At 68.6% G+C, this 13,064-nt stretch carries 13 protein-coding genes; 7 read left to right on the forward strand and 6 right to left on the reverse strand.

Annotation, left to right across the window (positions count from 1 at the left end):
* Positions 1 to 14 precede the first annotated feature (14 nt).
* Entirely contained in the window at positions 15 to 764 is a 750-nt protein-coding gene (locus P3L18_RS07110) for an energy-coupling factor transporter transmembrane protein EcfT (RefSeq protein WP_006369151.1), read from the reverse strand.
* Complete coding sequence (locus P3L18_RS07115) at positions 761 to 2,950, reverse strand: ATP-binding cassette domain-containing protein (RefSeq protein ID WP_276113716.1); 2,190 nt, start codon at positions 2,948 to 2,950, stop codon at positions 761 to 763. Before P3L18_RS07115 ends, P3L18_RS07110 begins: the two co-directional genes overlap by 4 nt.
* Before the next feature lie 199 nt (positions 2,951 to 3,149).
* On the opposite strand from P3L18_RS07115, the gene P3L18_RS07120 reads away from it, so the two are divergent.
* The 3 genes from P3L18_RS07120 to P3L18_RS07130 all read left to right on the forward strand — a co-directional run bounded on the left by P3L18_RS07120 (position 3,150) and on the right by P3L18_RS07130 (position 5,461).
* Positions 3,150 to 3,671 carry a hypothetical protein gene (locus P3L18_RS07120; protein WP_006369149.1) on the forward strand — a complete coding sequence of 174 codons (522 nt, stop codon included), beginning with the start codon at positions 3,150 to 3,152 and terminating at the stop codon, positions 3,669 to 3,671.
* A gap of 138 nt (positions 3,672 to 3,809) precedes the next feature.
* Complete coding sequence (locus P3L18_RS07125) at positions 3,810 to 4,589, forward strand: TMEM165/GDT1 family protein (RefSeq protein WP_276113717.1); 780 nt, start codon at positions 3,810 to 3,812, stop codon at positions 4,587 to 4,589.
* 101 nt (positions 4,590 to 4,690) lie between these two features.
* On the forward strand, positions 4,691 to 5,461 hold the full coding sequence (locus P3L18_RS07130; RefSeq protein ID WP_014358423.1) for an SDR family NAD(P)-dependent oxidoreductase: 771 nt from the start codon (positions 4,691 to 4,693) through the stop codon (positions 5,459 to 5,461).
* A 24-nt stretch (positions 5,462 to 5,485) separates the two neighbouring features.
* On the opposite strand, the gene P3L18_RS07135 is transcribed toward P3L18_RS07130, so the two are convergent.
* From P3L18_RS07135 to P3L18_RS07145, 3 genes are read right to left on the reverse strand one after another with little or no spacing between them, the layout of a single operon-like run.
* Entirely contained in the window at positions 5,486 to 6,724 is a 1,239-nt protein-coding gene (locus tag P3L18_RS07135) for an MAB_1171c family putative transporter (protein WP_276113718.1), read from the reverse strand.
* The gene (locus P3L18_RS07140) at positions 6,724 to 7,230 is read right to left on the reverse strand and encodes a hypothetical protein (protein WP_079928431.1); all 507 of its coding nucleotides are present in this window, start codon (positions 7,228 to 7,230) and stop codon (positions 6,724 to 6,726) included. The genes P3L18_RS07135 and P3L18_RS07140 overlap by 1 nt, the downstream gene beginning before the upstream one ends.
* Positions 7,231 to 7,280: 50 nt before the next feature.
* A complete protein-coding gene (locus tag P3L18_RS07145) occupies positions 7,281 to 7,841 on the reverse strand; it encodes a helix-turn-helix transcriptional regulator (RefSeq protein ID WP_014358420.1) in 561 nt (186 codons plus the stop codon).
* A 675-nt stretch (positions 7,842 to 8,516) separates the two neighbouring features.
* Between P3L18_RS07145 and P3L18_RS07150 the strand changes: the two genes are divergently transcribed.
* Positions 8,517 to 8,966, forward strand: a complete 450-nt coding sequence (locus P3L18_RS07150) for a hypothetical protein (RefSeq protein WP_276113719.1) — start codon at positions 8,517 to 8,519, stop codon at positions 8,964 to 8,966.
* Here the strand turns inward: P3L18_RS07150 and P3L18_RS07155 are convergent.
* Positions 8,895 to 10,640 (reverse strand): TM0106 family RecB-like putative nuclease, encoded by a 1,746-nt coding sequence (locus P3L18_RS07155; RefSeq protein ID WP_276113720.1) that lies wholly within the window; start codon positions 10,638 to 10,640, stop codon positions 8,895 to 8,897. The genes P3L18_RS07150 and P3L18_RS07155 overlap by 72 nt on opposite strands.
* Positions 10,641 to 10,810: 170 nt before the next feature.
* Here P3L18_RS07155 and P3L18_RS07160 point away from each other — a divergent pair, with 170 nt between their 5' ends.
* From P3L18_RS07160 to P3L18_RS07170, 3 genes are all read left to right on the forward strand, one after another.
* Positions 10,811 to 11,524 (forward strand): DUF6474 family protein, encoded by a 714-nt coding sequence (locus tag P3L18_RS07160; protein WP_006369142.1) that lies wholly within the window; start codon positions 10,811 to 10,813, stop codon positions 11,522 to 11,524.
* A 129-nt stretch (positions 11,525 to 11,653) separates the two neighbouring features.
* Positions 11,654 to 12,427 carry a hypothetical protein gene (locus P3L18_RS07165; protein ID WP_276113721.1) on the forward strand — a complete coding sequence of 258 codons (774 nt, stop codon included), beginning with the start codon at positions 11,654 to 11,656 and terminating at the stop codon, positions 12,425 to 12,427.
* 42 nt (positions 12,428 to 12,469) lie between these two features.
* Positions 12,470 to 12,907 carry a hypothetical protein gene (locus P3L18_RS07170; protein WP_276113722.1) on the forward strand — a complete coding sequence of 146 codons (438 nt, stop codon included), beginning with the start codon at positions 12,470 to 12,472 and terminating at the stop codon, positions 12,905 to 12,907.
* Positions 12,908 to 13,064 lie beyond the last annotated feature (157 nt).

The following is a 13,064-nucleotide window of genomic DNA, read 5'->3' on the forward strand; positions in this document are numbered from 1 at the left end:
TCCGCCCGGGGCGACTACAGCAGCACCGTCGCCGTGATCGCCCCGGCACAGGCGACGGCAACGATGCCGAGCACGAACCAGTCCCGCCGATGCGGTCGGGACGGGTAGGCGGTGAGGCGGCCGGTGCCGCCGCGCGCGGTGATCGCCTCGGCCATCTCCTCGGCACGACGCAGTGCCGAACTCATCGCCGCGACCACCATGTCGATGATGCCCATCTCGGCGGCCGGGTGTCCGGAGTCGGCCGGCGCGGTCGGTCGCAGCCGGTGTGCCGCGCGCAGCAGACGTAGCTCCTCGATGAGCATCGGCAGGCCACGTAGGCACAGGGCGATCGAGACGGCCCACTCGTCGACGGGCAGCCGCAGCCATCGCAGTGGGCGCATCAACGTCGCGATCGCGGGGGCGACGTCGGCCAGCGGCGTCGTCCAGATGACCAGGATGGAGGTGGCGACCAGCACCAGGCCCAACGCGGTGGCCCGCGCGAACACGACCACAGCGGCAACACTGACCGCGGCATTGACGGCCGCTCCGAGGAGCAACAGCCCCCAGAACCACCACGGCGGCCGGGGAATCGCGCCCAAGGGGATGCCGGCGATCAGCGCGGTGATCACCAGCACCGCGGCGACCATGCCGAGTGCCGGCCACGACGGCAGCACCCAGGTCATCACGCTGAGCACGAGAACCACGAGGAGCTTCGTGCCCGCCCAGAGCCGGTGGATCACCGAATCGCCGGGCACCTGACGTAGTGGCACCGTACGCATCGTCATTCGTGAGACCTCTTTCCGCGGAACAGCGTCGGCCGGGCGGCGTCGGTCACCTCGGGCTCGTGCGGGTTGATGTCGAGCGCGGGACCGTCGTGGACGTGGTCGGTGCCGCCTTCGGTGAGGACACCGCGCACCAGGTGGACGCGGCGATCGCACACGTCGCCGAGGGAGGCGAAGTCGTGGGAGATGATCACGATCGTCATACCCGCCCGCCGCAATCCCGCGAGCACGCCGATGACCTCGGTGCGGGCGCCGGGGTCGAGACCCGCCAGCGGCTCGTCGAGGACGAGCACCTCCGGCCGGCGGGCCAGCAGACCAGCCAGCACCACCCGGCGCATCTGACCGCCCGAGAGCGAGTCGGTGCGGGCGGCGGCGATCGAACGCGGCAGTCCCACCGACTCCAGGGCCCGCGCCACCTCGGTGGTACCGACCTTCTCACCGCCGGCGGCCATGATCTCCTCGCCGACGTTCTGCTTCTGGATCTGCAGGCGCGCGTGCTGGAAGGCCAGCCCCACCTCACCGACCTTGCCGGTGACCTTGGCCCAGTCACCGTCGTCGGAGAGTTCGCACGTGCCCTCCGACGGCGCGATGAGTCCGGCCATGATCCACGCGAGAGTTGTTTTCCCCGAACCGTTTCCACCGACGATCAGCAGGCCGTCACCACGATCGACCGTCAACGACACCGCGCTCAGGGCCCGTACCTCCCACGGCGAACCCGCGAGATAGGTGTGCCCGACGTCGGTCAGCCGCAACAGCGGCGCGCGATGGCCGATCGCGTGGGTCTCACCGACGGTCTCCGGCCGCGCCTCGCCGCCCGGTCCGGCGGCGGGGAACCACGTCGGCGATTCGGGGACCGCCCGACCGTCGACGATGTGCACGACGCGGTCGGCGGCCGAGGCTTCCGAGGCACGGTGGGTGATCAACACGACGGCGACGCCGCGGGTGCGCGGCAACGCGGTGAGCAGCGCCATGATCTCCTCGCGGCCCTGCGGGTCGACCATCGAGGTCACCTCGTCGGCGATGAGCAACGCGGGATTGCGGGCCAACGCCCCGGCGATGGCCAGGCGCTGCTGCTGACCGCCGGACAGATCCGAGGTCTCGCGTTCACCGAGGCCGGCCAGTCCCACCTCGGCGAGCAGCGCCTCGACGTCGACGTCGGCGCCCGCGGGCAGACCCCAGACGACGTCGTCGGCGACCCGGGAGCCCAGCATCTGCGTCTCCGGGCGCTGCAACACCATGGCGGTACCGCCGAGGCGACCGAGGCCCGCAGCACCCGGACGGGTCAGGGTGCCCGCCGACGGATGTCGTCCGGCCAGGATCTTGGCCAGCGTCGACTTGCCCGATCCGTTGGCGCCGACAACGGCGATGAACTCGCCCGGCTCGATGGTCATGTCGATGCCGCGCAGGATGCGCCGACCGCCGGGTTCGTAGGAGAACTCGACGTCGCGCAGGGTCATCGGCAAGGGGGCGATGACGGTGTCGTCACCGATGGTGACCTCCGCGTCACCGGCGTCGAGGGTGTCCTCGCTGGGCACGTCGGAGAGCCGCTCGATCACCGCGCCCAGAATCCACCAGGCCACCACGATGGTCAGGAAGGTGCCGACCGCCCCCGACACCAGAATCCACAACCACCACCAGTCGACGATGCTGGTGCGGAAGCTGGTGAGTCCGTGGGCGATTCCGTCCCCGATCGACGGGATCTTCCCGATCCACCGGGCCGCGCCCTCGAGGGAGTTGGACAACGCGGCCAGCACCAGCTCGCGCAGGGGCTTGAGGATCAGCAGGATCAGCACGGTCACCGCGGCCACGACGGGCGCCACGATGGTGGCCGCGGCCAGCATCGCCGGCACGCCACGGCCGCGTCGTTTGAGTTCGCCGATGATGCCACCGAGGACCGCCGAGCCGAACACCGACAGCGCGGCACCGCTGCCGGCCATCGCGAAGGCCACCCCGGTGGTCGCGACCGCCGCCGCGACGGTGGCGCGCGGGCGCGTCCGGGCGGCGATCAGGGCCAGCGGCACCGGGGCGAGTACGCGCACCGCACTGGCGAGCGGGATGACCGCGGCGATGACGACGGCGGCCACGGCCAGCCCGCCGAAGATCGCGATCGAGGCTATTTCGACCGGGCGCAGCGGTCCGCGGGGTGCACTCGGCTTCCCCGCCGAAGGTGTCTCGGTCTTTCTTCGCACCCCACCAGTGTGCCTGGACGTGCTGGGCAGCCCGCCGCGGCGTCGGCGCACACGGTCCGCAACAGGCGGTGAACGCGAAGTGTAAAAGTACCGTCACATCCCGGTGATTCGAGTTGTCGCGGCGCTGGGAAGGGTGGATATTTTCTTCACCGGTTGTTCGCCAGCCGGTTCAGTAGTACCTCGTCAGGAGGGAGTCACCATGCAGTCCACCGCGATCGGACTCACGCCGGTTCACCAGGAAGGCGAACTCAACGGCATCCTCATCTCCGGCCGCTGGCCGGAATCGACCCTCGAATGGACCCAGACCCTGGTGGCCTCGGTCCGCATCGCCTGCCGGCCCGGATTCCTGCCCACCACCACGATCTTCGGCGTCGTCGAGGAACGACCCGAGGAGGCCGCCGACGACGCCGTCGGAATGATGGTCGCCGTCGGCAACGTGGTCGACGACAGCTTCCTGGAGGCCGGGCGCTTCCTCACCAATCCGCCCGCCCTGCTGATGCTGCACCCGCCATCGCGGACCCGTCCGTCGTTGCCGGAGTGCTCGCAGGTGGCCTCGGGGTGCGTGCTGCTGCCCGGACTGCCCGAACTCGGTCTCGAGCACCGCGCCGGATGGGCCGAGGCCGAGGCCGACGGGACCGTGGTGAACCTGCGCAATCAGGTGGGAATCGACCCCGGCGCCGACCCGGACACCGCGGTGCTGGCGATGCTTCTCGCAGCGTAAGCCGCCCAAGCTTCCCGCACTGCCGTCCGGATCGGTTTTTGAGGGTACCCAAACTTTCGTTTTTGTGCCGCCTACCTGCGGAAATACGGCCGCGCGAGACGTTGCGGGCGGCACTGAGGTCTGGCTAACGTGGCCCTCATGATTGCTGCCCTCCTGTTGAGCTTCGGCGTGATCTTCGTCGCCGAACTCGGTGACAAGTCGCAGCTGATGGCCATGACCTACGCCCTGCGCTACAAGTGGTGGATCGTTCTCGGTGCCATCACCGTGGCGACCACCGCCGTCCACGCGGTGTCGGTGTTCTTCGGCCATTTCCTGGGTCTGTCGATCCCGTCGGACATGCTGTCGATCTGCGGCGGCCTGGCGATGCTGATCTTCGGCCTGTGGACGCTGCGCGGTGACGACCTCGACGACGACGAGAAGACCAAGGCCGACCGCGTCGGCGCCTCGGTCTTCCTGGCGGTGATGTCGTCGTTCTTCCTCGCCGAACTCGGCGACAAGACGATGCTCGCGACCATCACCCTGGCCACCGACAACGACTGGGTCGGCGTGTGGATCGGTTCGACGATCGGCATGGTCGCCGCCGACGCCCTGGCCATCGTGGTGGGCATGCTGCTCGGTAAGCATCTGCCCGAGCGCGTCATCTCCCTCGGTGCCGCGGTGCTGTTCTTCGTCTTCGCCGGTTGGCTGCTGTTCGAGGGCCTCACGGCGGCGAGCACCCCGGTCGTCATCGGGACCGTGACCGCAGTGGTCGTGCTCATCGGCGTCGGCTCGGTCTACATCCGCCACGTCCATCGGCGGCGCCGGGCGAACGAGGCGGCCCGGGCGCCCGAACACCAGGTGGCGGATCAGCAGGGGCCCGATCAACACATGGTCGATCACACACCCGATCAGCCGAGTAGCACCGACGGGTCCCGATAGCCAGTCGGCCACGACATGTCCTAGGGTGTTCGGGAAAACACCGAACGAACGATCGGCCAGGGGTGTTCGACCTCTGGCCAGACCCGAAAGGACATGAAACGATGGACGTCTCCGGCTCCTCCGTCATCGTCACCGGCGCCGCCTCCGGCCTCGGTGCGGCCACCGCGGCCCGCTTCGCCGCCGCCGGCGCCGAGGTCTTCGGCCTCGACCTGCAGGCGGGTATCGACAAGGCCACCGAAGACGGCGCCCCGGGCGGTGTGAACTTCATCGCGACCGATGTCACCAGCGAGGACGAGGTGTCGGCGGCCATCGACACCATTGCCGAATCGGGCGCCCCGCTGCGCGTCGCGGTCAACTGTGCCGGTGTCGGCTGGGCGTCGCGCATCCTGAGCAAGAAGGGCCCGCACGATCTCGATCTGTTCCGCAAGATCATCGACATCAACCTGGTCGGCACGTTCAACGTGATGCGGTTGGCGGCCAACCGCATGCAGCAGGAACCCGCGGTCGGCGACGACGGCGCTCGTGGCGTCATCATCAACACCGCGTCGGTGGCCGCATTCGAGGGGCAGATCGGTCAGATCGCCTATGCCGCGTCCAAGGGCGGCGTCCATGCGATGACGATCTCGGCGGCCCGCGATCTCGCCCAGGTCGGCGTGCGCGTGTGCACGATCGCGCCGGGCACCATCAAGACCCCGATGCTCGCCGGGATCACCCCGGAGTTCCAGAAGACCCTCGCCGAGGGCATCCCGTTCCCGCAGCGTCTCGGCGAACCCGACGAGTACGCCCAACTCGCCGAGTTCATCGTCGCCCACGACTACCTCAACGGCGAGACGATCCGGATGGACGGCGCACTGCGCATGGCGCCGCGCTGAGCACTGTTCGACCCTCGGGGCCGGTCAATGCGCAGCGTGCCGGCCCTGAGGACTCTCCTGTGAATCTTCTTCCGTGACAAAGTGTTTCGGGCTATTGGGCGCGTCGGTGTCGTCGTCCTCGACGTCGGGCAGGGCCGCGACCGCCGCGGACAGCTCCAGCAGCGGGGCCGCATCGCCCTCGAGACCGTCGTCGAGAGCGGGCAGAAGGGCACGCACCGCCCCCGATCGAACCCCCTCGGTCTTGCGGCGCTCGACTGCCATCCGCACCATCCCGGCACGAACATCGACACCTGCATAGTCGAAGGCGTCGGAGAGGAACGGGCTCAGTTGTGCGAGGGCGTCCCGGATCTCGACCACCCGCCGATGCAGCAGCGCCGTCGGCGACATGCGCCCGGGATCGGGCAGGACCACTTCGGGGACCGCGTCGGTCACCAGCTCCCACAACGGCAACAGGTCCTGAGCGGCCCGACGGCGCCGACGATTCGCGGTGAGTCCCTGCCACTTCGAACGCAGCATCGGGAAACTGATCCCGAACAGGAACCCGACGACACCGAGCACCTCGAGCCATCGGCTGGTGGTCAACAGCCACGACGCGTCGATCACGCCAGTCGCGTTGCCGAGCACGTAGACGATCTGCACGACCGAGCCGATCGCCAGCAGCCCCAGCCCGGCGATCAGCAGGATCAGCGCGGTGCGCATGTACCCGTCTGCGTGCGTCAGATACTTGGCGACGCTGCGCACGCAGGCGAAGAACCCATACGCCAGATAGCCGCAGGCGATCAGATAGAACAGCGCGTAACCCCAGTTGGTCAGCGTCCAATGACTCAGTGACGCATCGCGCATCTCCGCGGGCACGAACGACAGGGTCACCTGCAGCCCGATCAGCGCGGCGACGAGCGGGATGGCCTCGACGCCGGCACGCCGTTCCCGGGTCACCGAGCGGCCGGGATAGAAGAACACGACGATCAGGGCGGCCACGCCCAGCGCCAGCAGGCCGTACAGGACAACCCGGGAGGCCCCGGCGAACAACCAGTCGTCGAGGGTGTGCGCGACCGAGTCGTTGTCGACGACGAAGGCCAGGGTCAGTGCCGTGACCGCCACCGTCATGGCGAGGGCCTGCAAGCCACCGCCGTGCCGACGGAGTTGGTCGATCCGCCAGCACAACGCCGCGGCGAAGATGACCAGCGCGAGCACGTTGATCACCGCCGGCGCCGTCAGCCATCGCGTGGCGAGGACCTCGGCGGCCAACGGATGCACCGACATCACAGCCACCCCTTGTGGCCTCCGAGGAGGCGCTGCAGCCCGCGGATCTCCGGGTCGGCGGAACTGTGCCCGACGCCGTCGCTGGCCTTGGCCGCCCACGTGAGGATCATCGACGCCAGGGTCTCGGCCTCCCGTTCGCGGTCGTCGTCGTAGCAGGTACCGCGCAGTGACGAGTCGGCGTCGGCGTCACTGAGCCCGGCGAGCACCTCCGGCATGCTGGCGAGCATCTGATGGCCGGCGATGAGATGCGCGAACTCGTGGATGACGATCTGATCACGATGCCAGCGTGTGGTGTTGACCTGGTGAAAGAAGTAGTCGGCGTCTTCGGCGGCCAGCCATACCCCATTGGGCACTCCCGCCGGAAGCGGGTGTGCGATGAGGCGGATCGGCCGTCCCCTGCGTTCGCCGAAGCGGTCGCAGAGCTGATCGACATCGAGCGGCAGGTCGAGGTCGAGCGGGGCGAGTACCGAACGGCACAGCGTCCACATCTCGCGCGAACTGCGCATCGGACACCCCTCCTCGTCGTGGCGGAGCGGGCCCGCGGCGACGACGGAGATCAGTCCTCGATCTCCTTGCCGCCGACTACGCGCAGCCGCGCATCGGCCTGCTCTTCGGTCAACCCCGCTGCCACGATATCCGGCGGATCCTTCGGCAGCCCCTGCTGCTCGCGCAGAACCTTGATGAGCTCGTTGACCACGGTCACCGAATCGCTGGACAGACCGGCCAGACGGAACGCCGCGAGCTGCACGTTCGTGTCGGCTTGCAGGCGCATCAGGTCGATCTCGTCCCGGGTGCGCTGGGCCGCCCGATCCTCGAGGAAGTAGTGCACGTCCACGCCGAACGCGGCCGCGATCCCCTCGACGGTACGGAACGACGGCGACTTGGCCTTACCCGAGCGCAACTGGCTCAGGTAGGACTCGCCGAGTCGGAATCCGCGCTCGGTCGATCGCGCCGCGATCGCCTTGGCGCTGTACGCGCGGCCATTGGGCCCCGGCACCGTGCGGAACAGCTCTTCCAATCTGCGCGCGAACAGGCCGGGGTCGGTGTCGACCGGCTTGTCTTTGTCGATCGCCCCCGTCGTCGAACCCGCGGGCCGTTCATCGCCTCGTGACGTCATACCTTCTCCGAAACCTGAAACTTGCATTTGCAAACATTAAAGACCGTAAACCCGAGATTCCGCAACGGCAGCTATCATCAAATTTCGCACGGCCGTGTCCTCGGGAACCACTTCAGCCGCACAGCCAGCACTCCTGAAGCTTTTGTGGTGTTGATCACAGTCACTGTGACAGGGGTCCATTGGCCGTGATCAGTCTGTGATCCTACAGTCACAGATCGGTGAATACGAGGCAAACACGGCCGCGCGGCCATTGATGGATCACTCAGAAATCGGGAGATCCCCCGACGACAGAGATCCACCCGACGACAACAGGAGAGACCAGCGATGGGACGGCACCGCACACCGACGCCGCGTTGGCATCGACGTGTGCCGTTACTCACGCTGCTCGCCACATTGATGCTGATGGTCGGCGCCGGGGTCGGGGTGGCCGTTGCCTCGCCTCCATGGTCACCGGGCGGCGGATCAGGGTCGCCGGGCGGCGGGTCTCACTGCCACCACTCGTGTGGATCGACCGGTGGATCGTCGTTTGTCGCACCTACAACCGATCCCGAGACAGCACCCAGCACTGAGTCAACCACCACATCGTTAACCACCACATCGCCGACGACGGACGAAACGCCGCCTACAACACCGACCAGTATCACCGTCCCTCCCCACTCCCACTCCGTACCGTCCGTGTCGACGTCCACCTCGTCGTCGGGCAACGTGGTGAACCCGCAACGTGAGCGTCCCCGGCCGACGGCCACTGCACCCGCACCCGCGGCACCCGCCGCGCCGGTGCCGCCGGTCGTGCCCGTCGCACCACCTGCCGCAGGTGCGGGTGGTGCGGGCGCGGTTCCCGGGACATCCGCTCCGCACACCGGCCGATCGACACCGAATTCCGCCCCGGCGGCGTCTCCCGCGCCGGGCGCACCCGCACCGCGCGCCACCACACCACGCGCCACCACACCACGGCCGGTCTCGACGGCTCCGCAGGCGGCTCCCGCCGCGGAACCGAAGGTCACCCTCGCCGGCGTCGGCGGCTTCTTCCGCGACATCTCGCCCGGCCTGTTGCTACTGCTCGGCGCCGTCGCGCTCGTCGGCACCGGGCCGTTCCTCGACGCCCTGCGTTCGACGCGCCTCTGACCGTCGACGCAGCGTCAACAGCTCTTCTTGATAGGGGACGCGCCGGGCGAGGTCGGGATCGGTCCAGTCACCGTCCATCCATTCCCGCAACACCTTGGTGGCGAGCACGTCGTCCTCGTTGTAGGCCAAGAGCCGATCACGTTGGGAGAGATCGAGTTCGGTGGTGCCGAGCGCGACAGCCGCCTTGTACCAATCCATCGACGCGGCGCCGCCGGCCTCGTCGTCGCGCCAGGTGAAACCGGCGACGGGAGCGACCTTCTTCAAGCCTTTGCCCTGCGGGCACACGAAATTCGCGCTCACCGCCTCATAGATATCGACCCACTCCGACGAATCGATGAACGCCTGGACCTCGGCGCGCGTGGGGACGCCTGGTGCGCCGGCGAACCGATCGGCCGAGGAGAGCAACCACCGGTTCTCGGCCTGCTGCGAATAACAGTAGGCGGCAAAGGTTTTCCCGCTGTCGTGCGCGGCCTGCCGTTCGGCTTTCAGCCACGCCCAGAACTCGGCGAACGAGCGGGCCTCGTCGGCGGTCGGGAGTGGGTGCCAGGTGACGAAGGGCCGATAGCGCACCGGCCGGTCGCGGTCGACGTTGTCGGTGAGCAGCGTGCCCCATAGGTAGGCGCCGTCCTCGCCGTAGCTCTCCATGTCGACGTCGACCTCCACGTCGGCCCGCCGCACCAGGGGTCGCTCGACCCGGCGCACCAGGGGCACCTCGGTGAGCCAGGCGATCGCGTTGACCACGGCGTCGTCGAAGGCCACGTTCGACGGCCACGACTGCGGCGCCGGCCCCTCGTAGCGGGCGAGCTGGTCGACGGTCCGGATTCCCGCCTCGGTCAGGGTGTCGGCCTGCCCCGAGGAGACCACGAGGCTGATGTCGCGGCGCGCCTCGAGTTCGGGACCACATTTCTCCCACCACGGGCAGCTGCGGCACTCGGAGACCCGGCGCGGTGCGGTCAGCACCGACCCCGCGGCGATGGCCTGTCGCCGCTCGAACACCGACCGGTAGTCGGGCAGCGTCGTTCCGATGCGGTGCACGACGATGCAATCGATGTCCAGGCCGATCACCCCTGCGCACAGGTCCGGCTCGTCACGCGTCGGGGCCAGCCCCTCGTCGAGCAGCATCTGGGTCAGATGGGCCAGCCGCAGCTGGTCACGACGGTGGTTGCGGATGGTGCGGTGTGGGTCGGGGGTCGGCAGCCAGCCCCACAGCGGGCTGGTCAGCAGCGCCGCCGTGCCCTCGGCGGGCGCACCGCGTCGCGGCTTGGCCGGATACGACGCCCGATGATTCACCACGATGATCGGGAAATAGCCGTCGTCGACGCGTACGAGAAGTTCCGAGTGTCCCCGACGACCATGGTCGGGGTCGATCGGCAGCGTCGCATTCCAGATCCAGTGCGCACCCTCGTCGCATGCCTGCAACGTCCGCGCCGCCCGCTGTGCCGAGGAGCCCGGGCCGACGGTGACGAACGTGTTCGGTTCCTGGTCGCTGTGGATGGCCCGCAGCAGGTCACGGACACGATCCCGATGCAACGCCGCAGCCTCGGTGCGACGCGCGGCCTCGGGTGTCTGCGGACGGTCTCGGGTCATCTCGGGGTGCGCGGAATCCAGGGCGAGGCGATGCTCGCACCCGGCGAGGTCCCGGGCGTGCAGCAGGCTCACCACCGTCGTCGTCACCTCCTGCAGTCCCCGGTTGTGCGGTATCGCCCGTCACAGTCTGTTTCCGAGCCTATGTAATGCTTGTGTCGGTGGGTTCACCATCGCGGTCGCGCGCGTCATGTCGCGATCGTGTAGATGGACTCGTACAGGTGGACAAAGACTCGGCAGTCCCAGCGAAAGGTGCCCCGATGGGTGTGTTCTCGTCCGACGGTAGAAGCCGTGCCGAACGGCGGGCCGAGGCCAAAGCACTCAAGGCCAAGGCGAAGCTCGAGGCCAAGTTCGAATCCAAGGATCGTCGCAAGGCCGCCAAGGAACGCCGCAAGGCCGAGCACAAGCTGCGGGGCAAAGAGCTCAAGGTCGAGCAGAAGACTGCGAAGAAGGCCGCCAAGGCCGACCGCAAGGCGAGCAAGGCGCAGGTGAAGGTCGCGCAGGCCGAAGCCAAGACGGTGGCCGCGAAGGCGAAGGCTGCCGCCGACGCCAAGCCTTACAGCCCGGCGAGCGTGCGCCGCTATCTGACGGTCGGCCGGCTCGTCGCACCGATCGTCGCACCGGTTGTGTATCGCGCCGCGGTGGCCGCACGGGGTCGGTTCTCGTCGATGCAGGCCGAACGGGTCGGCGTCGCGCCGGACGTGCTGCGTCAGTTCTCCGGACACGGTGCGAGCCTCGCCGCGCGGATTGCCACCGCCCGCACCTCCCTGGACAAGGTGGCCGCCCAGGACACCACCGCCGATGCCAAGGCCTTCGTCGACGCGATCGGCAAGCGTCTGGACAACCTCGCCATCGCGGTGGACGCCGCCGAGGCGATGGCGTCGGGACAGCGTCGCACCGCGCACCGCGCGATCGAGGACGAACTCGGGGCGATCGACGCCGACATCCTCGCGAGGCTCGGCGTCCGGTCCTGAGCAATGTCGGGCGCCGGTGACGGCGTCGTGAGACGGCGTGGTGCTGTGTCCGGGGTGTCCGTGTCCGGTGTGTGTCATGTCTAGGATTGGTTTCGCCACGTCAGCGACATGCGAGGGAGCGACCGCACCATGACCGACCCGGACCCGAACAAGGCGCGCCCATCGTCCGAAGGCCGGACGGCCGGGAGTGGCGAGCCGGAAACGGGTTCCGGCGCGGCCGGTCACAGCACACCGGCCAAGAAGGTCGCGAAGAAGAGTCCCGCGAAGAAGGCACCCGCCAAGAAGGCTCCGCCGAAGGCCGCTGACGCCGAGGAAACCGCCGCCGACAAAGCCGCAAACGACAAGGCCGCAACCGACAAGCCGGCGGCCACGAAGACCCCCGCGAAGAAAGCGCCCGCGAAAAAGGCGCCGGCAAAGAAAGCCGCGGCGAAGAAGTCCGCCCCGAAGAAGGCCACCGCCGAGAAAGCCCCAGTGAAGAAGGCGCCGGCGAAGAAGGCGCCGCCCACCAAGCGGCCGTCACCGAGCGCGGGCACCGCGCCGGCCAAGAAGGCGCCACCCAAGTCGGTTCCCCCGTCACCTGAACCGGCACCCGAGCCGACACCGGCCCGTGCCGCTGTCGAACCCGAGCTTCCCTTCGACGAGCCGGCCGCCGCCGAACCAACCACCGAAGCCGTGACGTCCACCCCCTCGGCTTCCGAGCAGCCTGCATCCGCAGAATCCGACAGCACGGCGATCGTCGACGTCGTCGCCGAATCCGATGCTCAGCGAGCCACTTTCGCGCAGCTGCGCGCCGGCGCCCCCACGGAGCTCCCCTATCCCGTTCGTGTGCCGGTCGTCGTCGGCGGCGGCCTACTCGCCGTCCTACTGCTCCTCATCGAGGTACTTCGGCGTCGGCGGAGCTGACCGACCATGGCCGCGGTTCGGTGCCTGTGGTGCGTAATCGCCGTGGGCGCTCTGGCATTCGTGATCTGGGCGGCGTATCAGCCGGTCGGTTTCGTGTCCCTGGGATGCGGCAAGGGCGGTGTACTGGAGGAGACGGGCACCCGACCCGGTGCCACGTGCGCGGATACGGCCTTCTCCGCGCTCGGACCGTGGCCGTTGATCCAATTGGGTCTGGCGCTCGCCCTGCCCCCGATCGTGGCGGCGATCGTCATGCGGTGTTGGGTCTCGTGGCTGGTGGTCCCGGTGATTCTCGTCGTAGCCTTTGTCGGCCTTGCTAATTGGGCCTTCTTCTGGGGATTGCTCACCCTCGCCGGGGTGCCGATGGCCGTCCTGTCGCTCATCATCGCCGGTGCACATCTCGGCGTGAAAGCGCTACAGGACTCGGAACGCACACGCGCCGACAGCACGGGGTCGCTTGGAGAGGTCCTGCGGCGAGCGTAGTCGCGGAGGGGAGCTAGCAGCGCGGAGCCGAAACCAGCATCGGTACAAGCGATCTCGCGGCTCTCCGCCTGGCGGCTCATCATCCCCCCGATCACAGCGAAAGCCATACCCACTACCACACCCCACCGACAGACAACTGCCGCCAGCCCACCAGCCA

The sequence above is a fragment of the Gordonia sp. N1V genome (genome assembly GCF_029269935.1).
Lineage (GTDB): Bacteria > Actinomycetota > Actinomycetes > Mycobacteriales > Mycobacteriaceae > Gordonia > Gordonia polyisoprenivorans.

Coding starts and splice junctions, on each gene's coding strand:
- P3L18_RS07110 (WP_006369151.1), bottom strand. CDS start 764: ATGACGATGCGTACGGTGCCACTACGTCAGGTGCCCGGCGATTCGGTG.
- P3L18_RS07120 (WP_006369149.1), top strand. CDS start 3,150: ATGCAGTCCACCGCGATCGGACTCACGCCGGTTCACCAGGAAGGCGAA.
- P3L18_RS07125 (WP_276113717.1), top strand. CDS start 3,810: ATGATTGCTGCCCTCCTGTTGAGCTTCGGCGTGATCTTCGTCGCCGAA.
- P3L18_RS07130 (WP_014358423.1), top strand. CDS start 4,691: ATGGACGTCTCCGGCTCCTCCGTCATCGTCACCGGCGCCGCCTCCGGC.
- P3L18_RS07135 (WP_276113718.1), bottom strand. CDS start 6,724: ATGTCGGTGCATCCGTTGGCCGCCGAGGTCCTCGCCACGCGATGGCTG.
- P3L18_RS07140 (WP_079928431.1), bottom strand. CDS start 7,230: ATGCGCAGTTCGCGCGAGATGTGGACGCTGTGCCGTTCGGTACTCGCC.
- P3L18_RS07145 (WP_014358420.1), bottom strand. CDS start 7,841: ATGACGTCACGAGGCGATGAACGGCCCGCGGGTTCGACGACGGGGGCG.
- P3L18_RS07160 (WP_006369142.1), top strand. CDS start 10,811: ATGGGTGTGTTCTCGTCCGACGGTAGAAGCCGTGCCGAACGGCGGGCC.
- P3L18_RS07165 (WP_276113721.1), top strand. CDS start 11,654: ATGACCGACCCGGACCCGAACAAGGCGCGCCCATCGTCCGAAGGCCGG.